The 26,205-nt window shown below is 52.1% G+C and carries 18 protein-coding genes and 1 tRNA gene; 9 read left to right on the top strand and 10 right to left on the bottom strand.

Annotation, left to right across the window (positions count from 1 at the left end; translation table 11 throughout):
• Window positions 1-17: 17 nt before the first annotated feature.
• The 3 genes from E3E26_RS10020 to E3E26_RS10010 form a co-directional block, all read right to left on the bottom strand.
• Window positions 18-317 (bottom strand): DUF424 domain-containing protein, encoded by a 300-nt coding sequence (locus tag E3E26_RS10020; protein ID WP_012571264.1) that lies wholly within the window; start codon window positions 315-317, stop codon window positions 18-20.
• Window positions 318-394: 77 nt separating this feature from the next.
• Complete coding sequence (locus E3E26_RS10015) at window positions 395-4,612, bottom strand: S8 family serine peptidase (protein ID WP_167901163.1); 4,218 nt, start codon at window positions 4,610-4,612, stop codon at window positions 395-397.
• A gap of 241 nt (window positions 4,613-4,853) precedes the next feature.
• Window positions 4,854-5,891 carry a hypothetical protein gene (locus tag E3E26_RS10010; protein ID WP_167901162.1) on the bottom strand — a complete coding sequence of 346 codons (1,038 nt, stop codon included), beginning with the start codon at window positions 5,889-5,891 and terminating at the stop codon, window positions 4,854-4,856.
• Window positions 5,892-5,948: 57 nt separating this feature from the next.
• On the opposite strand from E3E26_RS10010, the gene E3E26_RS10005 reads away from it, so the two are divergent.
• From E3E26_RS10005 to E3E26_RS09980, 6 genes are all read left to right on the top strand, one after another.
• Entirely contained in the window at window positions 5,949-8,414 is a 2,466-nt protein-coding gene (locus E3E26_RS10005; protein ID WP_167901161.1) for a glycosyltransferase family 39 protein, read from the top strand.
• A 243-nt stretch (window positions 8,415-8,657) separates the two neighbouring features.
• Window positions 8,658-11,009, top strand: a complete 2,352-nt coding sequence (gene ppsA / locus E3E26_RS10000; protein ID WP_167901160.1) for a phosphoenolpyruvate synthase — start codon at window positions 8,658-8,660, stop codon at window positions 11,007-11,009.
• A 158-nt stretch (window positions 11,010-11,167) separates the two neighbouring features.
• Window positions 11,168-12,553: an MATE family efflux transporter gene (locus tag E3E26_RS09995; RefSeq protein WP_167901199.1), complete on the top strand. Its 1,386-nt coding sequence runs from the start codon at window positions 11,168-11,170 to the stop codon at window positions 12,551-12,553.
• Window positions 12,554-12,592: 39 nt separating this feature from the next.
• Complete coding sequence (locus tag E3E26_RS09990) at window positions 12,593-14,017, top strand: MATE family efflux transporter (RefSeq protein WP_167901198.1); 1,425 nt, start codon at window positions 12,593-12,595, stop codon at window positions 14,015-14,017.
• A 218-nt stretch (window positions 14,018-14,235) separates the two neighbouring features.
• Window positions 14,236-14,904 (top strand): uracil phosphoribosyltransferase, encoded by a 669-nt coding sequence (upp, locus tag E3E26_RS09985; protein WP_167901159.1) that lies wholly within the window; start codon window positions 14,236-14,238, stop codon window positions 14,902-14,904.
• 93 nt (window positions 14,905-14,997) lie between these two features.
• Window positions 14,998-15,085: transfer RNA gene (locus E3E26_RS09980), tRNA-Leu, on the top strand.
• 474 nt (window positions 15,086-15,559) lie between these two features.
• Here the strand turns inward: E3E26_RS09980 and rpiA are convergent.
• Genes rpiA through psmB form a run of 5 tightly spaced genes read right to left on the bottom strand, consistent with a single transcriptional unit; the run spans window position 15,560 to window position 20,549 of the window.
• Window positions 15,560-16,243, bottom strand: a complete 684-nt coding sequence (gene rpiA, locus E3E26_RS09975) for a ribose-5-phosphate isomerase RpiA (RefSeq protein WP_167901158.1) — start codon at window positions 16,241-16,243, stop codon at window positions 15,560-15,562.
• 4 nt (window positions 16,244-16,247) lie between these two features.
• Complete coding sequence (locus E3E26_RS09970; protein ID WP_370520117.1) at window positions 16,248-16,601, bottom strand: hypothetical protein; 354 nt, start codon at window positions 16,599-16,601, stop codon at window positions 16,248-16,250.
• A 39-nt stretch (window positions 16,602-16,640) separates the two neighbouring features.
• Window positions 16,641-17,975: a pyridoxal-phosphate dependent enzyme gene (locus E3E26_RS09965; RefSeq protein WP_167901196.1), complete on the bottom strand. Its 1,335-nt coding sequence runs from the start codon at window positions 17,973-17,975 to the stop codon at window positions 16,641-16,643.
• 5 nt (window positions 17,976-17,980) lie between these two features.
• Window positions 17,981-19,927 (bottom strand): beta-CASP ribonuclease aCPSF1, encoded by a 1,947-nt coding sequence (locus E3E26_RS09960; RefSeq protein ID WP_167901157.1) that lies wholly within the window; start codon window positions 19,925-19,927, stop codon window positions 17,981-17,983.
• A gap of 10 nt (window positions 19,928-19,937) precedes the next feature.
• Complete coding sequence (psmB, locus tag E3E26_RS09955; RefSeq protein ID WP_167901156.1) at window positions 19,938-20,549, bottom strand: archaeal proteasome endopeptidase complex subunit beta; 612 nt, start codon at window positions 20,547-20,549, stop codon at window positions 19,938-19,940.
• Between the two features lie 109 nt (window positions 20,550-20,658).
• Here psmB and E3E26_RS09950 point away from each other — a divergent pair, with 109 nt between their 5' ends.
• Together E3E26_RS09950 and E3E26_RS09945 are read left to right on the top strand one after the other, a co-directional pair.
• On the top strand, window positions 20,659-21,822 hold the full coding sequence (locus tag E3E26_RS09950; RefSeq protein WP_167901155.1) for a hypothetical protein: 1,164 nt from the start codon (window positions 20,659-20,661) through the stop codon (window positions 21,820-21,822).
• Window positions 21,823-21,889: 67 nt separating this feature from the next.
• Window positions 21,890-22,177, top strand: coding sequence for a potassium channel family protein (locus E3E26_RS09945; protein ID WP_370520115.1), 288 nt, complete (start codon window positions 21,890-21,892; stop codon window positions 22,175-22,177).
• A 9-nt stretch (window positions 22,178-22,186) separates the two neighbouring features.
• Here the strand turns inward: E3E26_RS09945 and E3E26_RS11405 are convergent, their stop codons facing one another.
• Both E3E26_RS11405 and gdhA read right to left on the bottom strand, forming a co-directional pair.
• A complete protein-coding gene (locus E3E26_RS11405) occupies window positions 22,187-22,372 on the bottom strand; it encodes a hypothetical protein (protein ID WP_370520118.1) in 186 nt (61 codons plus the stop codon).
• A gap of 278 nt (window positions 22,373-22,650) precedes the next feature.
• A complete protein-coding gene (gene gdhA, locus E3E26_RS09935; RefSeq protein ID WP_167901154.1) occupies window positions 22,651-23,913 on the bottom strand; it encodes a glutamate dehydrogenase in 1,263 nt (420 codons plus the stop codon).
• Window positions 23,914-24,536: 623 nt separating this feature from the next.
• On the opposite strand from gdhA, the gene E3E26_RS09930 reads away from it, so the two are divergent.
• A complete protein-coding gene (locus tag E3E26_RS09930) occupies window positions 24,537-26,120 on the top strand; it encodes a sodium-dependent transporter (RefSeq protein WP_167901153.1) in 1,584 nt (527 codons plus the stop codon).
• Window positions 26,121-26,205 lie beyond the last annotated feature (85 nt).

Here is a 26,205-nt window from a genome sequence, read left to right as displayed (position 1 = left end):
AAAAATCTCTGATTTCCTCAGAGGAACATCTTGGCCATTTGTGCATGTGGAATTCCCTGGATCCTCAGGACTCTATCCTCGTCCACATAGCCCAGCTCTATAGCCTTTCTAACGCATCTTTCGCCCGTGAGGTTAGCTATCGTGGCTTCCTCGAGAAGGCTTTCCAGGGCATCTTCCTCAACTAATTCTCCTTTGTAAAAGCGTTCCTTCACTTCTAATTTGAGCTCTCCTTCTCTGAAGGTCTTTCCAAGAAGCTCCTCGTCGCATGCTGCCAACAGAACTTCTCCCTGAACGCGATAGACCTTGATGTATATCATGAACGTCACCGAGAAGAGAAACATCCGGTGGTTTAAAAGCATTGGGTAGAAAAATCAAGAGAGAAGAAAAGAGGGCATCAGCCCTCGGAACCTTCTATCTCGTTAACGGCCTCCTCGAGTATCCTGTAGGCCTTGAGGATGTTGAGGTAGGCCTTCCTGACGTACGGAAGTGCCGCAACGGCAAGGTTCTCTCTGTACGGGTTCATGTACTTCTTGCCCTCCTCGTAGTACTCGTCGGCGAGCTCCTTGTAGTATAGGGCCTCCTGGAGGGTCTCGTTGTCAACACCGAGTTCAACGGCCTTCTGGTAGAGCGGACCGAACTTCTGGTCGTACCTCCAGTAGAGCATGTACCAGACGTAGTTCCAAGTGCTGATGATGTAGCGGGCGGTTCTGTACTCGATGGTGACTGTAACCGGGGAGGCGTACTGGACCTTGGTAATGACGTATACCGCGTTGGTGCCCTCGAGAGTGTAGTAGCTGAGCACATGGTCGCCACTGACTTTGACGTACTGGGTGTCGACCGGAAGGGTCACGAGAAGGTATCCAGTCGTACCGCTGGAACCTTCAGCGGTAATTTCTATCATCGTGCCGCTGTCCGAAACCTTGGTTACGCTACCAAGTCCCGTGGCGATGTATGGTTCTATCTGAGTTGCATAGTAAACTTCGCTGCCAGCGAGCTCCTTCACTTTGACCGTGAATGTTCCGGAGTAGTCCATGTAGTAGTCACTGATGACGTGGATATTGAAGGTCTCCTCAAACTTAAGTGGGACGAAGTAGACATCCACTTCACCGTTGTCAGTGTAGTACTCCCTGCCGTTCACGATGACCTTGGCTGGAGCGTTTATCAGCTGCATGGTCGCAAGGTCAAGGAGCTTGATCTTAAGCACTGACTGCTTGCCAAGTGTGGCCTCTGAATAGACTGCCACAAACATCTCAGGACTGCCCACCTGGAATATCATAGGCGCGTAGGTGAGAGCCTCGCCAGTGTCGGAATCGACGAGACCCATAACTCCAAGGTAAGTTCCATAGTTGTTTAGCTCAACAGTGGCCTTTATGGTCTTGCTGGTGCCATCTGTGAATGTAAACGGAGTACTATCAACGCTGACGTTGCCGTTATCGCCGAGTATCTGGTAGTAGAAGACGTACTGGATTGGGTTGTAGCCAACTGTGTCGTAGCCGTAAACCGCGATGAGGTAATAGCCCGGCTCTGGCATAAACCTCTCAAATACCTCGTCGGAGGTTGGGCCTATCTGCTCCCAGTAGAGGGTGTAGTTCGTGAAGTTCACGAGGTCCTCGTAGGTCGGGAAGTAGAACACATACAGATCGAGGTCAGCGTTCGGGTCTTCTGGCTGGGTGATTCCGAACTTGATGTAATAGTCAGAGCTGGTAATCCCCACTGCACCTATGATATCCCAGTCGCTCTGGTTGACTTCCCTGATCATGGCGTATGCCTCGTCCAGCCTGCCAACACCATAGCCGACGACGCTGGCGTTGAGGGTCATGTAGTTGTTCTCAACGACTGCACTAACGCTGACGTTGTTCGGTGAAGGGATGTCTTTCTGGATGATTTCGGGGGTTATTGAGATAGAACTAATCTTGACTTCAATCTCATAGGTAGAGGTGTCATATCCGCTATAGTACTTGGTGAAGGTACTGCTGTAAGCGGTTATTTCCCAAGTTCCCTCTTCCGGATCAGGTATGTACCATGTGTACTCAAAGATGTTTCCTGCAGGGTTAGCACCGACGTAGTAGTAACCTGGCACATAGCCAGCAACAACACTGCCAGTGGGCTTTGCGATTATAAGGGTGGTTCTACCCATTGGATTGCCGTTCTCATCGGCGGGAACACGAAGTGTAACCTCAAGCATCTTGGTTCCACGTGGGACATCAACGAAGTAGTGCTTGGCCTCACCGGGGCTTTCGACGTCCGAAAGCTTAACGCTGGTCTCTCCGTTCGGGTTCATTGGGATGTCAACGGTAACCGCCACATAACCGTCAATGTAGCTGGTGTCCGGGTCGTCTATGTAGATGAGACCAACGTAGGTGCCGCTCTTCTGGAGCTTGGAGTAGTCAATGTTTATGGAGAACTGTCCGATAGTGGCGTTTCCTGCGATGACCTCAGTGGTGTTCGGGATAATCCAATCAACGTTCGTGCTTATCTTGTAGGTCTTTTCCGCAGAGGTGTACCAGAGACCCCAGCCAGGTATGTAGTCCATCGGGTAGAAGTATACCGGAACGCTTCCTGGGTACTCATCCCTTATGTAGACGCCGCGGTAGAGGTACGGGAGTTCAAACATTGCCTGGAAGTAGCCATTGAACTCTATCATGGCTGGTGAAAGCGGTATTAACTCCTGACCTATTGGATTCTTGAAGCTCGTGAAGGTGGTTCCAGCATAGATGTAGGTAGTTGGCTCCTGGCTGAGCTCTTCAAGAGTCTGTATGGCTTTGTCGACCTGTATGAGACCGAATCCCTGATCAATCATTGTCTGATTGGTGGGAGCAGCGCTCATCTCAAGGGCGCGCTTTATCATGACCGGGTCATAGTTAAGACCGTGCTGCTTTGCATAGCTGATCATAAGTGCAACTGCACCGCTGACGTGCGGGGTGGCCATCGAGGTACCGCTCCATATTCCATAGTATCCGTAGGAGTAGTTGTAAACGATAGTGTACCACATTGGGAGACTGGAGAATATCAGTGTTCCTGGGGCCATAACATCAGGATCAAGGAGGCCATCCATCCTCGGGCCCCTGCTGGAGCTCATTGCAGGCCCATTGGCAACCCCCTCGACACCGTACCAGAACTCCCACCTTTCGCTGCTCCAGTAGTTGCCGACAGTGATGGCAAGGTCAGAGTCACCAGGCGAGCCGACGGTGTTGGTCGTTGGACCGTCGTTTCCAGCCGCTATTGAGAATACGACTCCAAACCAATCGCTAAGCAGGTTAACGTAGAATATTTCGGGGTTCTCGAGACCGTCGTTGTACTCCGGAGAGCTTCCAAGGGACATGCTTATAACATCCGCACCGTTTAGGGTAGCATATATCATTCCGTTGATAATCCAGCTTGTTCTTCCGAATCCATACTCACCAGGAAGTACCTTGACTTCCATGAGCTGGGCGTTGGGAGCTACACCGTAAACGCCGTAGAACACTGGATCAGTGGGCAGGCCGACACCTGCAACGGTACCGCTGACGTGAGTTCCGTGACCGTGAGCGTCCCACATGAACATTGCGTAGTACGGCGCCTCGAACTCGGCAAACGCAACGTTAACGAGGCTGGTGTTAAAGGTGAAGTATTCACCAGTCTCATTATAGAGGCCAACTCCAGTGTCATCAGTAAAGTTATTGTTCATGTTGGTGTCCATGTATGCGGTGTAAGTGCCGTTGTTGTCAACGATGAGAACTGGGTAAACGTCGTCCTTATCACCATCAAAGTTCAAGTCAAAGTACCTCTCCGGGAGGAGTCCGATATAGTACATGTCACCGGTTATGTTGCCGACGTAGTAAGTGCCCATTGTGTAGTTGGTGAATTCCTCAGGGTGGTCATAGTAGAGGTAGTAAACACCCCAGTCAAGTGTAACGTTCTGGTTGACCGCTATGGTGCCATTGGTGACAACACTAGTGTTGTAATAGATGTCAGCAATTCCCTCATCGCTCGCATCATATACGTCAATTATCTTCCTTCTTCCGTCGAGGGTCATCTGAAGGAACGGGTGTCCAACGTCAACTCCGGTATCGAGAACGGCAACTGTAACGTTGTCACCGAATACGCCGTAGTTAATCCAGGCATCGTAGGCCTTGATAGTGAAGACGCTCATGAACATGTTAGGCAGCTCGGGAACGTCTTTGGAGGGTTCCCCACTACCCACTTCTGGCAGAACTGGCTCCTCAAGCTTGACGATAGCGTCCTTCCAGACGTAGAGGATTCCCGGAATATCAGCAAGCTCCTCAACTTTAGAAACAGGCATAGTAACGACGATGAATTGGTACTGAGGCTTGCTTATAGGGTCGATTTCACCCAGCTTCTTTAGGGCGTTGTAAACGTCCATGGCATGCTCTCTGTCAGGTGCAACTATGAGCCTGACGGTCTTGTCACTGGTCTTGATGATCTTCTGTATCTGTTCTTCTATGGTTGAACCGCTGATCCATTCCCTTTGTGAGGGAGTGTCGCTCGTTTGAATGGTAGAGGTTGAGCCCATTACAGGCGCAGCTGAGACTGGCACTGTTGATAGCGCCATTGGAATTGCCGAGAGTAGCATCACTACCACGACTAAAAGGCTCAGAGCCTTCTTATTCATCCTGACACCTCCTAATCGTAATGCTCATCTATACTGTGAAGAGCCCATGGATATAAAGATTTCGTTCTATGGAGTAACCCTAACGCCTCTACTAACCATGTAACACCAGTAGTGACTCTTTTTGGGCATTAGAATGCCAGTTCATCAATCTCAGTAGAACAGAAAGTGAATCTGATACAGAGCGATGTGACTCTCACACTCTTCTTAGAATCCACCTTGACTCGGATAGGAACAGCACCGGTTACTCCTTTAGAAACAGCAGTGCCCCCAGAAGGAATATCAGCAGGAAAGCGTCGATTCCAGGATCGAGGGCATATACCATAATGGCAAGCACAAATGCAAAACTTTTTGTGTTTTTCTCACTCTCCCTCAGGAGGAAACCTAACAAAAAAGCCTCCAGAAGTCCAAAAAATCCAAAATCGGCAATTGCCTGTCCGAAAAAGAAGTACGTGTAGTTGCCGCTCGCCCCAAAGAGCCCGGCAATCATATGCCTCGGATTGTTGCTGAACAGCAGACTCCCATGGAAGATGCCAGTCGGAAGGGAAAGACGAACCAAGTTGTGAAACACTAAAAAAGTAAAACCAATCCTAATCAGAATTGCTTCGATGCTGCCGCTGAGCCATATCACCAAAAGGCCTAAGAGGAGACCACTTCCCAGAGTTTTGGCATCAACTCTGAAAATCCCACGAGAGTACAGGTCAAAGACGTAGGCGAGATACATCAGCACTATAAGGGAGCGGAACGTTCCGAGGAAGAATATGAAGGTAAAGATCAGGAATAGTAGAGTCTTCACTTTGGTGCTAGTGTCTGTGTACACAATGCCGAGGGCCCCCAAAAACGCAGAAAAGACAAGCGGTCCAACTAGCTCATACCTCAGGTGTTTCTCAAATAGAGGAACACCCACGGCCAGATAAAGACCAACCGGGATAAGAAGGGCAATAACCAAAGCATGAACTGCAAATCTGTTGTACACATTGATACGGAGACAATAAGCCACGATGAGCAAGATGGCCAACAGCGGGCCGAGGGGAGATTCAAGGAATGAGAGCACGAATATACCCAGAGTGTAGAACCAAGGATTTATCTTGAATCTGGTTGAATATCCGAGAGCAAATACTGCAAAGAACGCCAGAGCATAAACCACGCCTAACAGTAGCATCGAGGGAGAAAGGCCCTTAGCATAAATCAGCTCCCTCAACTCGCCGTCAAAGTAGTTGGAATAGAGGGAGATGAGGAGATAACTGAAAAAGGCGAGGCTAAAGATTTTTAACCCCCTCACTTTACCACCAACTAATGTTAAAGGGAGAGCTTAAAAGGTTTGAGGGGTGCCGGTGAGATGAAAACCAGGGCTGAAAAGCGTTACCTTCCACTGCTCCTCGTCGCGTCTTTTATCATCAGGCTGATACCCCACAGAACTCTTCTGCTGGCGACCTACGACGAGTACCTTCACAGAGACATAACACTGAGGCTCGCCGAGCAGGGATTAAGTGCGATATCAAAAGATATTCCCTCCCTTCTCGGTCTAAGGGCCTACAGCTACCCACCGCTCTTCCACATCATCGGAGCAGCAGTGTATAAGCTGTTCCCCTCGGATTACATATTCTTCATACTCCCGCCCATCTACGGCACCATAGCTGTGTTTGGCTTCTATCTCGCCTTTAAAGAGCTCATGGAAGATAGAAAGCGCGCACTCCTTGCGACGGCGCTTTTAGCTTTCGCTCCGAACTTCATATACAGGACTGGGCTTTACATACCTGAGAACCTCGGACTGGCAATGTTCTCCTTCAGCCTGCTGTTCCTGATAAAGTTCCTGAAGACCAGGCGTCTCAAGTATCTGATAGTCCTCGGCGTTCTGCTTGGGGTGTACATGCTCACCCACAGGGGATGGATATTCTTCATGATGGCAGCCGCACTGATAGTTTTCTCCTACCTGTGGCCAACGGTAAAGAGGAACCTCCACTACTTCCTCGCCCTGCTAGTTCTGGCGTACATAGCATACCTCCAGGTCGAGTTCATTAACTCCCTCGTTGCGGACTTCTTCCTGAGGCTGCAGAAGACGGAAGTCAGCTTCTTGGGCTACTTCAAGTGGATAGGGATCATCCAGCTCGTATTTGGCGCTCTCGGAACGAGATACTACCTCGAAAAAGATCCCATAAGGCGGGGCTTTGCCCTCTGGGCCTGGGCATTTATGTTCGCCGGCGGTATCTCCTTCCGCTTCCGTGACCCCTACGCAACGATACCTCTCGCTGCTATGGCCACCGAGTTCCTGATGGACGAAGTATTCCCAAGGATGACTTTACTCCTTAGAAAATCCTTTGAGGATGTCAAAGGATTCGGAGCGGGCTGGATCAGAAAGGTCACAGCAAAGAAGAGCTTCGCGACAGCAGTTATCATGTTGATGCTCTTCGTTCCCTTCGCCCAAGGAACCTACGGTGCCTTCAAGTACATCAACCCACCGACCATTAGCGACAAGGAGGCCTATCAGTGGGTTATCGACAACACTCCTGAGAACGCCACCATACTCGTCTGGTGGGACATGGGATACCTCATCATAGGCAACACCCACAGGAAGGACGTTGTCATCTGGAAAAAAGTCTATCAGGGCTTCTTTGGTGAGGCGCCAACGGCAATGGAAGCGAGTCAGGCGTACAACGACCACGTTGTAATGTTCAGCTCCAATCAGAGGGAGCGCGTCTATTTCCTCATGAAGAAATACAACGTGAGCTACATCTTCGTGGACAAGACAAGACTGAGCTACGGCCTCATCAAGTACGGCCTCATGGAATACGCCCCCTACGATACCCACTTCAAGCTCGAGTTCTGCAACGGCAACGCCCAGATATACCGCTTCATTCCGGAGCCTGAACTGAAGCCGGTGGATCCCTTCCCGCTGAACTACACCGGAACCTATGAGCCCCTCATAAGCTTCCTGGAGAAGTTCTGGACCGGCTACAACTACGCAGACTTCGATGACCGCTACAAGGCCTACTTCAACCTCAACGCTTGGATGGTAAAGCTCTACACGAGGCTCTACGAGAAGACGGGAGATGAGGCATTCAAGGAACGCACCGACTGGCTCCTCCAATGGCTCTCTTACAAGCAGATGGACAACGGAGCCTTCCCGTGGGGCGTTCCGCCGAATGATTTCACGCTCTACACGGCATACACCCTTGAACCCCTGAAGGACATCAATTTCGATGGTAAAGAGAAGTCAATTGAGCTCCTCGAGAGCCGGGAGATGGAAGACTACTTCATGACGACGCCGAAGGACGAGAAGGGGTCACTTGTCGTCAACGCCATGCTACTTCCTCTCTACAAGGAGCTGGGAATACTCAACGAGACCACTGAGAAAAATGTGCTTGAGGAAATACTTAAAGAGCAGAAGAGGGGAGGCAGCTGGAACGATAACGTGGGAACGACCGTGGCGATAGCCTCAGGCCTCGCCAGGTACTACCAGCTGACGGGCAATGAGACGGTGCTCGAGTCGATAAAGAAGGCCGCGGAGTGGCTGAGGGATCAGCAGGAAGAGAGCGGAAAGCTAAAGGCTGAGAAGTTTGAGTACGCCTACTCGCGCGCCACCTACGCTCAAATGGCCTATATATACCACGTCGCTGGATTCACCGAGGATGAAAACAAGACGATACAGTTCATCTTCAACACCTTTGATCCCAACAGAGAAGTCCACCCACTGGACACAATATTAACCATGTACCGTCACTTCGGCTACGCCTACGGCCAGGATAAAGCCCTGGACATGATAAATGAACTGCTGAGCCTTCATCCCCTCGTAAAGTTCGAGTGAGGCTTGTATTTTCATTTTTGTCATATTTTCATCCTCATGCCCAACCACTTCAAGCGATATGAGTGAGAAATCCCAACATAAAATGAAGAATTAGGGGAGCCTTATTTTACCAATGGACACATTGAATATCTCTTTCATTCCTGTACGCCAGAGAACACCTCTGGATAGTTAATTTTAAATATGAACTCTCGATATATCACCCGCAGTAAGCAACTGCAGTAAACCACTGTGGAGGGGATTTGGATGAGTGAATACAAGTTTATAAAGTGGTTTGAGGAGCTCGGAAAGAAAGATGTTGCCCTTGTTGGTGGCAAGGGTGCAAACCTCGGCGAACTTACCAACGCCGGCATTCCGGTTCCGCCCGGATTCTGTGTTACTGCTGAGGCCTACAAGTACTTCGTTGAGAACGTCCGCGTTGAGGACGGTAGAACCCTTCAGGAGTGGATTATGGACATCATCGCCCAGACCAACGTTGATGACTCCAAGCAGCTCCAGGAGAACACCGCTAAGATAAGGGAGAAGATCATCTCCATGGAGATGCCAGAAGAGATAGCCAAGGAGATCGTTGACGCCTACAAGAAGCTCAGCCAGCGCTTCAACAAGGACGCCGTTTACGTTGCCGTCCGCTCTTCTGCCACCGCTGAGGACCTTCCTGAGGCTTCCTTCGCCGGCCAGCAGGAGACCTACCTCGACGTCTATGGCGAGGACGACGTTCTCGAGAAGGTCAAGCGCTGCTGGGCCAGCCTCTGGACAGCTAGGGCCACCTTCTACAGGGCCAAGCAGGGCTTTGACCACAGCAAGGTCTACCTCAGCGCCGTCGTCCAGAAGATGGTCAACAGCGAGACCAGCGGTGTCATGTTCACCGCCAACCCGGTCACCAACGACAGGAGCGAGATCATGATCAACGCCGCCTGGGGCCTCGGTGAGGCCGTCGTCAGCGGTGCCGTTTCTCCGGACGAGTACATCGTTGAGAAGGGCACCTGGAAGATCAAGGAGAAGTACATCGCCAAGAAGGAGATAATGATAGTCAGGAACCCCGAGACCGGCAAGGGAACCGTCACCGTTAAGACCGCCGAGTACCTCGGCCCAGAGTACGTCGAGAAGCAGGTCCTCACCGACGAACAGATACTCGAGGTCGCCAAGATTGGTGCCAGGATCGAGGAGCACTACGGCTGGCCACAGGACATCGAGTGGGCCTACGACAAGGACGACGGCAAGCTCTACATCGTCCAGTCCAGGCCGATTACGACCCTTAAGGAGGAAGTCAAGACGGAGGAGGCCGAGATGACCGAGGAGATGAAGGTTCTTCTCAAGGGTCTTGGAGCCTCACCCGGTATCGGTGCTGGTAAGGTTGTCGTCATCTTCGACGCGAGTGACATAGACAAGGTCAAAGAGGGCGATGTCCTCGTCACCACCATGACCAACCCGGACATGGTTCCGGCCATGAAGAGGGCCAGCGCTATTGTCACCGACGAGGGCGGAAGAACCTGCCACGCTGCCATCGTCAGCAGGGAGCTCGGTATTCCAGCCGTTGTCGGTACCAAGGATGCTACCAAGGTCCTCAAGGACGGCATGCTCGTTACCGTCGACGGTACCAGGGGTGTCGTCTACGAGGGCATAGTCAAGAGCCTCGTTAAGGGCGAAGAGGAGAAGGCCGCTGGCGGTCAGGTAGTTGTCGCCGGTGCTCCGCTCATCACCGCCACCGAGGTCAAGGTCAACGTCTCGATGCCTGAGGTCGCCGAGAGGGCCGCCGCCACCGGCGCCGACGGAGTTGGCCTCCTCAGGGCCGAGCACATGATCCTCGGCATCGGTGCCCACCCGATCAAGTTCATCAAGGAGGGCAAGGAGGAAGAGCTCGTTGAGAAGCTCGTCGAGGGCATCAGGAAGGTCGTTGAGGCCTTCTACCCGAGGAGGGTCTGGTACAGGACCCTTGACGCCCCGACCAACGAGTTCCGCGAGCTCCCAGGTGGCGAGGACGAGCCAGAAGAGAGGAACCCGATGCTTGGCTGGAGAGGCATCAGGCGCGGTCTCGACCAGCCGGAGCTCCTTAAGGCCGAGTTCAAGGCCATCAAGAGGCTCGTTGACGAGGGCTACGACAACATCGGTGTCATGCTCCCGCTCGTCAGCCACCCAGAGCAGATAAGGAAGGCCAAGGAGATAGCCATGGAGGTCGGCCTCATTCCGCACAAGGACGTCGAGTGGGGTGTCATGATCGAGACCCCGGCCAGCGCCCTCATCATCGAGGACCTCATCAAGGAGGGCATCGACTTTGTCAGCTTCGGTACCAACGACCTCACCCAGTACACCCTCGCCATCGACAGGGACAACGAGCGCGTCTTCAAGCTCTACGACGAGAAGCACCCGGCCGTTCTCAAGCTCATCGAGAACGTCATCAAGGTCTGCAAGAAGTACGGCGTCGAGACCAGCATCTGCGGCCAGGCCGGCAGCGACCCGAAGATGGTCAAGCTCCTCGTCAGGATGGGCATCGACAGCGTCAGCGCCAACCCGGACGCCGTCGAGCTCGTCAGGAAGACCGTCGCCAGGGAAGAGCAGAAGCTCATGCTCGAGGCCGCCAGGAAGAGGCTCTTCGAGTGAACCTCTTCGAGCAGCGCTCCGCGCTTCCTTCTTTTCTATCTCCTTTGATTTCTATCTCCTGTGACTTAACGCATTCTCCGGTTTTCCGAAAAACAGAAATGGATTCTTTATCCACGGCAAGGCTTTTATATTAGCGTTTCGACATTCATTTGATTGGCATGGACGGCGACAGAAGGGACAAAATAGATGCGATGAGGCAGCAAATCGTCGAGGGACACGTGGAGAAGACCCTCATCAAGTTAGCTTCCCCGCTCATAATCAACAACTTAGTGCAGGTTCTTTACAATCTCACGGACACCTTCTGGCTCGGCAAGCTCGGCAGGGAAGAGCTCTCTGCACCGGGGACCGCGTGGCCCCTCGTGTGGTTCTTTATGAGTATAGGGATGGGCTTTGCAATAGCAGGCTTCGCCTTCGTGAGCCAGTACGTGGGAGCCAAGAGGTACGACGAAGCAAACAGGGCGGCCGGCTCACTTTACTCCCTCATGATGATATTCTCCGCAATTGTAGCTGTCGTCGGTGTTCTGATAGCGCCTCTGGCGATGGATTTTATGAACGTCACGCCTGAGGTTTATGACTATGCCCTGAGCTACACGAGGATAGTCTTCATCGGGATACCATTCTCCTTTACGCTCTTCGCTTTCAACTTCCTCCTGAGGGCTATAGGAGACACTAAGACGCCGATGAAGATAAACGCATTCACGGTCTTCCTTAACATAGTCCTAGACCCGTTTCTGATCTTCGGCTGGCTTGGCTTTCCGGAGCTGGGCGTCGTCGGAGCGGCTGTAGCTACGATGGTCTCAAACAGCATCGGTTCGCTCATAGGCGGCTACCTGCTCTTCAAGGACAAGGTTGGAATCCACCTAACGCTGGAGAACCTGAAGCCAAACTGGGACTTCTACAAGCGTATCTTCAGGGTAGGCATTCCGTCAAGTGTCGGCTTCTCCACGGATGCCCTAGGCTTCGTTGTGCTTACAAGGATTATATACGGTTACGGAACTGTAGCCTTCGCAACGTACAGCATAGCCAACAGGCTGATCAACTTCATGTTCGCCTTTGCCAACGGCATAAGCCAGGCCATGGGTACGATGGTAGGTCAGAACGTTGGGGCAGAGAAGTACAAGAGGGCCAAGAAGATAGCCGAAAAAGCGATGCTCATCAACTTCATGATCCTGAGCGCTGGAACGGCCATAGTCATCGTTTTCAGGCCGCAGATATTCGGCTTCTTCATAAAGGACCCAGAAGTTTTAGCGGAGAGCGTCAAGTTCGTGAAGTACTTCGCGGTCTCACTGCCCTTTTTCGGCATACTCTCCGCGGTAAGCAACGTCTTCCAGAGCGCCGGCCACACTAAGAAGGCCATGGTGCTTGGCATGATAAGGCTCTGGATCCTGAGAATTCCCCTCGCTTACGGTCTCGGACTGTTCCTGAATGACACCATCGGCGTCTGGCTTGGTATGGGGCTGAGTAACATCCTCAGCGCACTGTTCGCTCTCGCCTGGTTCCTCCGGGGGAGCTGGATGAGAAAGATAATAGAAAAAGCACCATAACCCTTTTATATCAGCGTTTCGATTGCCGTCTGATTGAATATGAGGGACTCCAAAGTTCAGAGGATGCGCGAGGAAATTCTCCACGGGCCCATTGAGAAGACGCTTCTGTCTCTCTCGCTTCCGCTCATAATCAACAACTTAGTGCAGGTTCTTTACAATCTCACGGACACCTTCTGGCTCGGCAAGCTTGGAAGAGCAGAACTTTCAGCCCCTGGAACGGCATGGCCAATGATAGGGACTCTCATGGCTTTAGGCATGGGCTTTGCAACTGCCGGCTTTGCTCTGGTCGGCCAGTACGTTGGAGCTGGAAGGTACGACAGGGCCAACAAGGCAGCTGGCTCGCTCTACTCCCTTGTCCTCATATTTGCGACAATCGTTGGCGTATTCGGCTACTTCGTGACCCCCCATGCGCTTCATTTCATGAAGGTCTCGGAGAGCGTCTATCCCTACGCCCTGGCCTACACCCGAATAATTTTCCTTGGCATACCCTTTGCCTTCACCAGCTTCGCCTTCAGCTTCCTCCTGAGGGCGGTTGGTGACACCAAAACGCCAATGAAGCTCAATCTTTTAACGGTGGCCATTAACATAATCCTTGATCCGATACTTATCTTCGGCTGGCTCGGCCTTCCGGAGATGGGGATAAAGGGAGCCGCCCTGGCAACGATAACGGCCAACAGCGTTGGCTCACTCATTGGGGCTTACCTCCTCTTCAGCGGTAGGGTTGGGGTCCACCTGACGCTTGAAACCCTCAAGCCCGATCTGGAGTTCTACGGCAAGATATTCCGCATAGGGCTACCCTCGAGCGTCGGACAGTCGGCAAACAATTTTGGCTTCGTAGTCCTGACGAGGATTATATTTGGCTTCGGTGATGTGGCTTACGCTGCCTACATAATCACCACCCGTCTCGTGAACGTCCTCACGAGCATAGCCAGGGGAATAGGAATGGGAATGGGCACAATGGTTGCCCAGAACGTCGGTGCGGAGCAGTACGAGAGGGCCAAGAAGATAGCCGAAAGGACGATGATGGTGAACTTCGCGATAGCCTCGCTTTCAGTCCTCCTCATAGGGATCTTCCGGGAGGAGATTTTCCGCATCTTCCTCGATGATCCTGCCGTGATAGGGGAAAGCGCGATAGTGCTCAAGTACTTCCTCATCTCAGTCCCGTTCTTCAACGGCATCTTTGTCGTCGTGACCAACGTCTTTAGGAGTGCGGGCCATACCAAAAAGAGCATGACGCTGAGCATACTGCGTCTCTGGGGACTCAGGATACCTCTCAGCTACGCTTTTGGATATATACCGGCGATAACAATACTCGGGCTCACGATACCCCTTGCCGAGCTCTTCAACTTCACCAGCAAGGGCGTTTTCTTTGGTATGGGCTTGAGTAACTTCATAGCCGCCGGCGTTGCATTAGTATGGTTCGTGCGGGGCACATGGATGAAAAGGATAATTGAAAGATGGTAATCTCCCCATTTTGCTCCCAAAAGGCAGAGCCTGAAAAGTCGTTAAGTAAAGATACTCGTGAAAAGTTTCCTGCTTTCACGAGTAAGAACCGATAATTTTTTAAAACTTTCTTGGAAATTCTAAGTAAAAATTCGAACCTAAAATCAGGGGTGCAATCAGCGGCTCAAATCAAGGGTCAGACTAATAAACCCCCTCCCCAACCCCCTTTTGGTGATGGCATGATCAGGGACGAACGCTGGGAAGGTGTCTACTCTTTTGAGGACTCCCCATTCATTATGGAGATTTTGACTGAGTTAAGAGACGAGAGCACAGGTCCGATAGCCTTCAGGAAGGGTCTTGTCAAGCTTGGCAGATACATGGCCTACGAGATAACCAAGACAATGGAGACCGAGAGAATCAGGATAAAGACGCCCCTCGAAGAGACCGACGGAATCCTCATCACTGACAGGCGCAACGTTGTCATAATAACCGTTTTGAGGGCGGCAATACCTCTTATGGAAGGGCTCATTAAGGTTCTCGACCACGCCCGCGTGGGAATAGTCTCGGCCTCCCGCGGTAAGGCTCCGAAGTTCGAAATAGAAATGAAGTACGTTAAGGTACCCCAGATAACGGAGAAAGATACAGTCATCATAGCCGACCCAATGATAGCGACGGGTTCGACGCTGATTAAGGTTCTCGATGAGGTCAAGAAGTACGGGAAGGCCAAGCGCTATGTCATCGTTGGTGTCCTTGCGGCTCCGGAGGGAATAAGCAGGATAAAGGAAGCTCACCCCGACGTGGAGATGTTCGTCGCGGCGATAGACAGGGAGCTCAACGAAAAGGGCTACATCCTGCCGGGCCTTGGCGATGCTGGAGACAGAGCATTTGGAGCGCCGATTAAGGTCTGAGGTGCGTTTCTTTCCTTTCTCGATTTTCCAGGATGCACGACCTACGTTAAATTTATAAGTTCGCTCCTGATTATTCCTTCTGACCCGCAGTGCGCGGGGGTTGCCGAGCCTGGTCAAAGGCGGTGGACTCAAGATCCACTCCCGTAGGGGTTCCGGGGTTCAAATCCCCGCCCCCGCACCATTCTAACAAACTTTTGCCGAACAAAAGTTTGATCAAAGTTGGTATGTTTCTTTTAGATTCCTCGATTCTCATGTGGTTTGTTCGTTATCAGACGGTCCTACAGTGTTTCGCTCCAACATGGCGCCCAGAGGGGGCCAAGAGAAAATAGAAACAACTTAGAAGATCCCAATGCTCAACAAGAAACCAATTTGTGATTTGCCACTTTTAGAAAGATATACAAACTCTTCCAGCAAGTTTTGAGGGAGTTTAAAACTTTGATCAAACTTTGCAGTGTAAAGTTTGCTTTGCTTCGCATGTTGAGACTGCGTCTCAACACGTCGGGAAGCTTCGCTTCTCACGAAGCGCTGGCGGAAAGATTCTAACTGCTTCTGAAATGCTGAACCACAAGGTTTTGTGCACTTAACAGTCCAGATCATTCACAGAAGGCCAACATAGAAGAGATGCATAGAAAGGACAAAAATCGAAGAATTGAATTCAGCGCTCCATCCTCTTAACTCCCTCTCTCGTACCGACGAGGACGATGTCAGCTATGTCAGCAAAGATGCCGTTCTCGACAACGCCTGGAATGTTGTTGAGCTCTATCTCGAGGTCAAGGGGGTCGTCTATCCTGTGGAACCTTGCGTCGAGGATGAAGTTGCCGTTCTCGGTAACGACCGGACCGTCCTTTTTGCTCCCCATCCTCAGTTCGGCTGTGGCGTTGAAGACCTCAAGTTCTTCGGCTATCGCGCGCCAGGCTGCCGGAATAACCTCTATGGGGACCGGCATCTTCTGGCCGAGCCTCTCAACTAGCTTGCTCTCATCAACGAGGACGAGGAAGGTTCCGGCGCGGTACTCGATGATTTTCTCCATCGTCAGAGCGGCGCCGCGCCCCTTGATGAGATTGAGGTGCGGATCTACCTCGTCGGCCCCGTCGACGGCTATGTCTATGGCATCGACCTCGTCGAGGCCGAGAACCGGAACGCCGTACTCGAGAGCGAGAAGCCTTGCCTGATAAGAGGTTGGAACACCGTAGACGTCCTCAAGCTCCTCCTCCATGATGAGCTTGCCGAGGTACTCGATGAAATAGGCGGTCGTTGAGCCCGTGCCGAGGCCCACTACCATGTCATCCTCGATGAACTTCAGGGCCTCCTTCGCGACGGCTCTTTTCAGTTCTTCCATACGCTCACCCCGCTACCGTTCCGTTCTGCGTGAGTTGATACAGCAGGCTCTGGTTTGAGTAGAACTGAGGCTGGAAGTTTATCATGAGTGTGTAGCTGAGCATGGTGAAGTAGAGCCAGAACAGGAACCAGCTCCAGAAGGCCTTCTTCAGAATCATGCGCTCGTCCTCTATCTCTGGCGGCAACTCCTTTATTAGAGCCAGCACGAACTTGTCGATGACGAAGTATAGCGCGATGCCGAGCAGCCAGCCGTACTGAACCTTAGTCGCCGCTATTCCGCTGATTAATCCGGTGATCAGTCCCCATAGATACACGGACAGTGAAAACTTATGCTCAATTGCCAGCTTCACATTCTTCACCTACGGTTAGCTTTTAAAAGATGTTTTAAAACCTTTCCGTTAGGCAGAGAGCGTCTCGAGGAACTTTCTACCCTTCTCCGTGAGCCCGTAGTACACGCGCCGTCCCTTCCTATGGGATTCCTCTATGAGACCGAGGCTTTCGAGCTCGCGCAGGTGCTGATAAACGGCCTGATACTTGAGCGGCTTCTCCAGTGCTTCCCATATCTCGTAGCCATACATGCTCCTTTCGCCGAGCAGCTTTAGGATTTTGAGCTTGGTTCCTCCAAGGGCGAACTTTTCCCTGCTCTCCGAGTAGTGGCCCTTCAATCCGGAGCTCGTCACGATTAGGGCTATTCTGTCGTCCCTCTCAAAGTAGCCCTCCTCGGCGAGCTTGAGGAGCGCCGGGACTATTACCACTGAAGCGTACTCGGCAAAGATACCCTCCTTCGCGAGGAGCCTCTCGCCCAAATCAAGCTCGTCCTCCCCAACGAGGACTGCAGTTCCGTCCGTCTCCCGTATAGCCTCAAGGGCGAGCTCCTTTGTGAGGGGGTTCTTGACGTAGAGGGCCAGAGCTTTGGTGGGCTCGGCCTTAGGCTCAACGCCGAGAACCTCGCTTGCTATAGGGGAACACCTCTCAGTTTGAACCGCTATAAGCTTGGGCATCTCATCGATTGCACCAATCTCCAGGAGCTCCCTAAAACCTTTGTAGATGCTGTAAAGGTTGCTGCCGCTTCCAGTGGGCACTATCACGTGAGTAGGGTTGAGCTCCTCCCAGAGCTCGAAGGCCACCGTTTTCTGGCCCTCGAGGCCAATCAGGTTGCTCTCGGGAGTGACGTTGTACAGGCCCTTACCCTCGGCCAGCCCCTCAGCGTAGCTTATGCCCTCGTCAACGCTCTCGCCGTAGCGTATGATTTTGGCCCCAAAGGCAGCAATCTGAGTTAGCTTGCACTTCTCTATGAGCTTGGGGACTACCGTGTAGGCCTCTTTGCCAGCTCTGGCTGCATAGGCCGCCAGGGAAGCCGCCGCGTTCCCGTTGCTGGCGACGACGAAACCGTTCTCAGCGTGGGGCAGGCCATAGGAAACGGCAACCGTGATTAGCCTGTCCCTGAAGGAGCCGGTCGGGTTCCTCGTTTCATCCTTGATGAAGACGTTTAGTCCGAGTTCCTCGCCAAGTTTGGCCCTAAGAAGAGGCGTTCCACCCTCGTGGAGGCTGATAATCTCATTAACGTCTGGCAGAAGCTCCCTGTAGCGCCAGACGCCCTTATCCCTGTTTCGCCATCTTGACACATCAACATTCTCGTAGTCGTAGGCTATCCTAAGTGGCTCGCCGCAGGAGCACGTGGGGGGAATAAGAGAAGAATAGAGCCTCCCGCAGGAGGGACACCTAACGAACATACCCATCACTTCAGCCTGATTGCGTCGAGGTTGTTCGGGGCCCTCGTGCTGATGCCGAACTTCTTGTGGATGCTTGTTGAGAGGTCAAGGCACTTGTGGGGCTCTCCGTGGACTGTGATGACCCTCTCGGGCCTCGGTCTCAGCCTTGCTATGTAGCTTATGAGCTCCCTCCTGTCGGCGTGACCTGAGAAGCCGTCGATGGTGTGAACCTCCATGTTGACCTTGACGACCTCGGTCTTGCCTCCCTCGCCGACGAGCGGGATTTCCCTGAGTCCCCTCTGCACCTGTCTTCCAAGGGTTCCCTCTGCCTGGTAGCTGACGAATATCATGCTGTTCTTTGGATCCGGAGCGAGCTGCTTGAAGTACTCCACGCTCGGTCCGCCGACAAGCATGCCCGAAGTAGCTATGATTATCGCCGGCTCACCGCTGTCTATGATGTCCTGCCTCTCCCGGGAGTTGGCGACGGGCTTGAATATCGGGTTGAGGAACGGGTTGTAGCCCTCGTGGAATATCTGCTCGCGGAGGTGTCTGCTGAGGTATTCTGGATAGGCCGTGTGTATGGCAGTGGCCTCCCAAATCATTCCATCGAGGTAAATTGGCACCTCTATGCCACCAACCCTCGCGTACTCCTCGAGAACCATCATTATCTCCTGGGCCCTACCGACGGCCATGGCTGGAATGAGAACCTTGCCCTTCCTCCTTATTGTCTGGTGAATGACCTCAATCAAGCGCTTCTCAGCTTCCTCACGCGGCATCTGGTAGTCGTTGCTTCCACCGTAGGTGGACTCCATGACAAGGGTCTCGAGCCTCGGGAACCTCGAAACGGCCGGTTCGAAAAGCCTCGTTGGGATGAACTTGAAGTCTCCGGTGATTGCTATGTTGTGGAGGCCGTTGCCTATGTGGAGGTGGACTATGGAAGAACCAAGGATGTGGCCGGCGTTGTGAAGGGTAAGGCGCATGTCCGGCGCTATGTCCCTGACCTCGCCGTAATCCAGGGTTATGGTGTGCTTGATGACCTCCTTGATGTCCCTCGGTCTGTAGAGCGGCTCGACGCCGTTCATCTGCTGAATCTCGATGAAGTCCTGCTGGAGGAGGACCATAAGGTCCCTGGTCGGTGGGGTCGTGTATATCGGTCCGTCGAAGAGCTTGTAGCGGAAGAGATACGGAAGCATACCACTGTGGTCAAGGTGAGCGTGAGTTATGATTATCGCATCGAGAAGGCCTGCATCCAGGACGTAGCGGAACTCCGGAGCATCGAAGTGAGGGAAGGCCTTCTTGGGGTCACGGAGGGCAGCTATGTTAACACCGAAGTCAACCAAAACGTAGCTCTCGTTGGTCTGGACGAGAAGGGCACTCCTGCCGACTTCCCTGAAGCCTCCGAGACCGGTTATCCTTATCCACTCGCTCTTGAGTTCGGGCTTGCGGTAGATGTTCCTGCCGACCTGACGGAGGAACTTCCTCCTGTCCTTGCTCTCGGTCTGGAGTATCTGCCTGATGGAGTATATCGTCTGGCTCTGAAGCGGAGGAGTTCGTATCACCTTGGGAGCCCAGTGAACCTTCTGGGTTATCAAGCGGAGTGTTTCACCGTTCTTACCTATCACTAGACCCGGCTTCTTGGCTTCTATGAGGACTTCACCCACGGACGGGTCAAAGCTGATGCTGGTTATCTCTGCCTCCGGCGGAACTATCTCCTTTATCATCTCCTCAGCCTTCTCCGGCGGGAGGAGAACCTCCGGATCCGGCCTGACGCTTATCCTTTTCTTGAGAACCTTGGCGAGGTTCTTGATGAGCTCCCCATCCTGCATTATTGCCTCGGGGTTCTTGACGTAGATAACGAGCTCAGGCCCCTCGAACTCGACGTCTGTTATTCTAGCCCCCCTCGGAACCATCTGGGAGATTACCGCTTTTATATCGCGTAGAATGTCGTCAACGAACGTCTCTCTCCTTATCAAAGTCACCACCTCACTTCAGAAGAGCCTCTATTTCCTCTCTGTTCAGCTCCCTGTAGCCCTCCTCCGTCACGGTTACGAGTGTTATTCCATCGCCTGTGAAAACATCACGCCTCGTGGCAATTTTTATAGCCTTGAGGGCAAGCTTAACGCCCTCTTCAACATTAATGTCGTCCTTATACCCATCTTCAAGAACTGCGAAGGCTAGCTCCATTCCAGAGCCGGCTGCGGTGAACTTATCCTCTGTAACGCCGCCCGCCATATCGAGGGAATACAGTGCGGGCTTCTCATCATAACCGGCTATGAGAAACCATCCGAAGTACGGCATGAACCTGCTCCCGTGGAGAATGTTAGAAGTAAGCGTTGCGAGGGCCTTAACGCCCATCTCCCTCCCGACCTTGGCCCTGTAGAGCCTAACCTCAGCCCTCAGAAGTCTAACAAGCGAGAGAATGTCCCCGACGCTTCCAGCTCCAGCCAGGGCCAGATGGTCATCTATCTGAAACACCTTAGTGACTTCCTTTGACAGCACCATGTTGCCGAGCGATGCTCTCCTGTCCGCCGCTAGGACAACGCCGTCCTTACATACAATGCCGACCGTAGTCGTTCCCTTTAGCTTTTCAGCCAATTACAACACCCCTGCTAGTATGCTTTTAGAATAGAAGAACTTCTACAAGTGCGGTTTAGGGGAATAGTATTTAAAGGTTTCGTCCTAAGGGGACTTCTAGGGTGGTAGAATGAAGGAGGTAATACTCTTAACGGGCCCTCCTCTCAACGGCAGGGATGAGTACATAACCGAGGCCCTCAAGCTTGCCAACGGAGAGAGCTACACATACTACCACGTCTTCGAATACATAAGGGAAGTCGGTAAGGAACTGGGCGTTAAAATAACCCGGAAGAACGTTCTGGATTTCGCAATAAGTCACCAAGACCTGATGAACGAGATAAGGGACGAAGCATTCAACAGAATAAGAAAGGAAATAGACGAAAGCGACAAGAAGTACCACCTTGTCTCAACTCCCAGCCTCTTCCGCTGGGGAAGCGGAAGTGTTATAGGCTTCACTACCAGCAACCTCAAGCTCCTGAAGCCGAACCGCGTTATAATAGTCCTCGACGACGTCCTCTCCGTCAGGCGGAGGATAATAAACGACCCTGAGTGGTTCGAACGCTTTGGCAAAGACCCCGAGAATATAAAGCTCACTACTCTCGTCATGTGGCGTGAGGATGCCATAAACCACGTGAAGACCCTCGTCCGCGAGCTTAAGAAGGAAGGCCTTGAAGTCCGCTACGTCCTCCAGTTCGGCATAAGACACCCACATGAAGTCTTCCTTAATCTGATTTTCAGGGAGAATGAGAAGCCCCTCGTCTATCTCAGCTACCCGATGACCGGCCACGAGGAGGAGTACTACCATCGCGTCAGGGACTTCTACGAGAAGCTGAGCAAGCACTTTACGGTTCTCGATCCCGGTGCTCTGGACGACTGGTGGGTCGTTGCCGAGTATGATAACCAAGTGAACAAAGACCCCTCAATTAAGAGGATCAAAATCAAGCACCTGCTCGACGGCGACACTGTTGAGGAGCTCGATAGGACTGACATAGAGCAGGCCACCGACATACTAAGGCGCCAGCTCGTGGAGAGAGACTTCAATTTAGTTGATGTCAGCAAAGCCATAGCCGTATATCAGTATGCAGAGGGAGTCTCAGCTGGGGTTATCAGTGAAATGGCAGAGGCATACAGGACTCTGGCTGCAATATACCTTTACTACCCGTTCGAGAGGAGACCAAGCCCCTTCATGGAGTTCTACGGCATGCAAAATCCATCTAGAAGAACTATGTTCAAGGGCGAGGACGAGATGATAAAGGCCATGGTGGAAGAGAAGGACTACTGGGCGAAAGCGTGATGGGCATGGGAAAAGAGGGTGAATTCGAGCTCGTCAGCTTTCGCACCTTTTCCACGAATTTTTGAAGGTGCTCTACTACGTCAAGGGCATTCTCCTGGGCCTCTTCGGGGTGATAACTCTCTTTGGATTCCTACTGGCCAGGTGGGAGGGCCTAACGTACGCCAACGGAGTTTACTTCGCGTTCATTTCAGCGTTTACCGTCGGCTACGGGGACATAGTTCCCCACACTCCTGGGGGCAAGGTTCTCTGTGCCTTCGTGCTTCCAATCCTAGGCATGATACTGACAGGCATAATGATCGCCGCGGCTATGAAGGTCATAGAGAGGCTCTATACGGAGAGAATCGGGAAGTTCTGAAATAACAAATTACACACCACCCCCAAGAGCCTCTTTTAGTTGTTTGTACTTTTCATGGCCATTTTTGTCAAAGTCGCATGGTAGAACTTCATCCCAGCCAACGTTACCAAAGAGGGGCTTTTCATTGGTGGCGAACAGGAAGTATCTGTTTACATGGTACAGGAACGATGCGTAATTGTTTGAAAACCTCGCCAGACTCTTGTGGCGCTTTCCAAGGATTAAGGTGTGGAAGAACTGATTACGAGCACAAAAAACATCACAAATTCAAGGACATAAATTATTACCCCGTATATTATTGCCAGAGGTATTCTCAGCAGGGCCTCTATCCTCTCCCCCATTTACATCCCCCTGTCCAATTTGTTTACATATCAAGGTTGTAAAACAGGAAGACTTTAAAAAGTTTTCCCCGTGAGAGTTTTATTGATAGACATTGGGAGAAAAGACATAGGAACAAAGTGAAAGGAGGCAAGAAATCACTTCTTGACCCATCCGCGGTCCTTCATGGCCTGGTAGACCCTGCTGACCGCGACGACGTAGGCAGCGTCACGCATGTTGATGTTCTTCTCCTTGTGGGTGTTGTAGACGTCCCAGAAGGCCTTAGTCATCTTCTTGTCGAGCTTGGCCCTGGTCTCCTCGACGGTCCAGTAGTCGCCGGTTATGTTCTGAACCCACTCGAAGTAGCTGACGGTAACACCACCGGCGTTACAGAGGAAGTCCGGTATGATGAGGATGCCCTTCTCGTAGAGGATCTCGTCGGCCTCCGGGGTGGTCGGACCGTTGGCGAGCTCGGCAACGATCTTGGCCTTGATGTTGTCGGCGTTCTTCTTGGTGATGACCTCCTCGATGGCGCTCGGGGCGAGGACGTCGACCTCGAGCTCGAGGAGCTCATCATTGGTGATGTTCTGGGCGCCTGGGAAGTCCTTAACGCTGCCGTTCTTCTTCTTCCACTCGAGAACCTCATCGGCGTTGAGGCCGTCCGGGTTGTAGATGCCGCCCTTGCTGTCGCTGACGGCGATGACCTTCATGCCGTACTCCTCGCTCATGATCTTGGCCATGTAGTAACCGGCGTTACCGTAACCCTGGATGGCGATAGTCTTGCCCTTAAGGGTGTCCCAGCCAAGGGCCTTGGCGGCCTCACGGACGGTGAAGGCAGCACCCCTGGCGGTGGCATCCATCCTAGCGACGATACCGCCGACGCTCGGCGGCTTGCCAGTGATGATACCGAAGGCCGGGGTCTTCCTCCTGCTGATGGCCTCATACTCGTCCATCATCCAGGCCATGATCTGCGGGTTGGTGTAAACGTCAGGAGCGGGAACATCGGTGTACGGGCTAATGATGTCGTAGATAGCCCTTATGTAGCCCCTAGCGAGCCTCTCCTTCTCCCTGTCGGAGAGCTCCTTCGGGTTGCAGATGATGCCACCCTTACCTCCACCGTAGGGGAGGTCCATAACGGCGGTCTTCCAAGTCATCCAAGCGGCTAAGGCTTTAACTGTGCTTAATGTTTCCTCAGGGTGCCATCTAATTCCACCCTTTGTTGGACCGCGAGCCCAGTTGTGTTGGACTCTAAAACCAGTAAAGAGTTTTACAGAACCATCGTCCATCTCAACTGGAATTGTTACTTCAAGAATTCTTTGTGGTCTCTTAAGGAACTCGAGGGCCTCTTCGCTTATGTCCATATACTGGGCAGCCCTCTCGAGCTGCTGAACTGCAATCTCAAACGGGTCTATCTCGACCATCTTTTACCACCTCGGGTTTCGGTAATTTGCGATAGGCTCTTAGGCATTTGCATATATAAACTTTTCGCTAAAGGAGGCAGGAGAACGGTTAATTTTAAACAAAAAGTTATATCTGGAAATTTTCGGCCAAAAGAAAAAACCTGCCGAAATTTTAGGGCAAAAACAAGGCTGTACATCCAAGATTTTTTATACATTAACGAACATTAAGGGACACGCTTGAATAAGAACGAATGAAATAAAATTGAAACGGGACGCCCTCAGCGAGAAGTCGGTCATCATCCCATCAGCTCACTCTCTGTTCCAGTCATCGGGCATTCGTTTGTCATATTCCTTACATATATTAACCCTTCGCAAGTGCCTATTGGGAGCCAGCCGGATGTTGTCACCCCTTATTAACATATAGGCATGACATTGTCATAACGACTATTTTCTAATTACGAAAGACTAACGTACTAAAAAAATGATAAGAATTAAATTTCAACCATTTTGTGGTCTAGTAAATCGTCTTTTGTCGAAAAGAGGCATCAGAAAGCTTTTTATAGAATGCAATACCCTATACATAATGCCCCGTTATAGTACACGGGGTTTCGTTGCCCACACATTTAAGAACGGGGGTGAATAGTGTGGAACAAAGGGATCAATGGGCGACTAAGATTGGTTTAATTTTAGCCATGGCCGGAAATGCAATAGGTCTTGGAAACTTCTGGAGGTTCCCATACCAGCTCGCTAGCAACGGTGGCGGCGCATTCATGATACCGTACTTCATAGCGTTGGTGTTCCTGGGAATCCCTGTGATGTGGATTGAGTGGACCACCGGTCGCTACGGTGGTAAATACGGACACGGTACAATCGGACCAATGTTCTACCTCATGGCCAGGGAGAGCCTCAAGCCAAGGACAGCCATGATCTTCGGTATCATCGGTGGAATGCTGGCCTTCTCGGTCGCTTCCCTGCTCAGCTCATACTACTATCAGGTCATAGGCTGGTCCGCGGCTTACACCTACTACAGCCTTACCGGAGCATACTTCGGCAAGGACACCGTCCAGTTCTTCCTGGACTATGTCGCCAACACCAAGGCAGTGATATTCTTCTGGGGACTGACGATGCTCTTCCTTGGAATAGCAGTTGGACAGGGAGTTAGCAAAGGTATCGAGCGCTGGGTTAAGGTCATGATGCCCCTCCTGTACGTGTTCGCTATACTCCTGGTTCTCAGGGCACTGACCCTTGGCTCACCCGTAAAGCCAGAGTGGAGCGCCATTAAGGGTCTCGAGTACATCTGGAAGCCTGACTTTCAGACACTCAGCCAGAACTTCTTCAAGATAAGCCTGGCAGCGGCGGGACAGATATTCTTCACACTGTCCCTCGGTATGGGTATCATACACAACTACGCAAGCTACCTCGGTCCTGAGGACGACGTTGCCCTCTCAGGTCTCGCCACAGTTTCACTCAACGAGTTCGCAGAGGTCATCCTCGGTGGTTCTCTCGCCATCCCGATAGCCTTCGCCTACCTCGGTCCAGAGCAGGCCGTCAAGGGTGGTGTCGGTCTCGCATACATGGCCCTTCCGAACGTCTTCGCCAACATGCCGGCAGGTCAGATATTCGGTGCAATGTGGTTCCTCCTGCTCTGGTTCGCGGGATTCACTTCAGCTATAGCCACCTACAACTACCTCGTCGCCATGCTCGAGGAGGACATTCACATCGATAGGAAGGTTGGCACCTGGCTAGTGTTCATATTCCTGTTCCTGCTTGGACTGCCGGTTGCCCTTGACAGCACCCTAGCGTACCTCAGCGAGCTCGACATGTGGGTTGGTTCCTACTTCCTCGTGCTGCTTGGTCTCTTCGACATCATAGTCGCAGTTTGGCTCTTCAAGCCCGACAACTTCTGGGAGGAGCTCCACAAGGGTGCTTACATTAACGTTCCAGAGTGGTACAGGCCAATAATGACCATAATAGCGCCGCTGTTCATGCTGTTCCTCCTCGGTGGCAACACCTGGGACTACATAAGGAACGGAGCCTTCTCAGTATCGGAGTACTATGTCACCCAGATACTTGGATACGACTACACCCCAGAAATCATCAGCCTCATCACCAGGGCCAGGATAGTTATCATCATAATCCTCGTCATCGGTGCTATCGAGGCTTACATGGCCATCAAGAAGAAGTACGGCGAAGAGCTCGCAAAGAACGAGGTGCTCATAAAGCTCTGAGGTGATGAAGATGGACACGGGTGCTCTGGCATTCCTGGTATTTGCGTGGGGTTCAATATTTATCCTGATGTACTGGAGCATTACA

The organism is Thermococcus sp. LS1, assembly GCF_012027395.1.
In the GTDB taxonomy this organism is placed as follows: Archaea; Methanobacteriota_B; Thermococci; order Thermococcales; family Thermococcaceae; genus Thermococcus.
The sequence above is the reverse complement of the archived record's forward strand: the minus strand, read 5'-3'. Positions and strand labels throughout refer to the sequence as shown.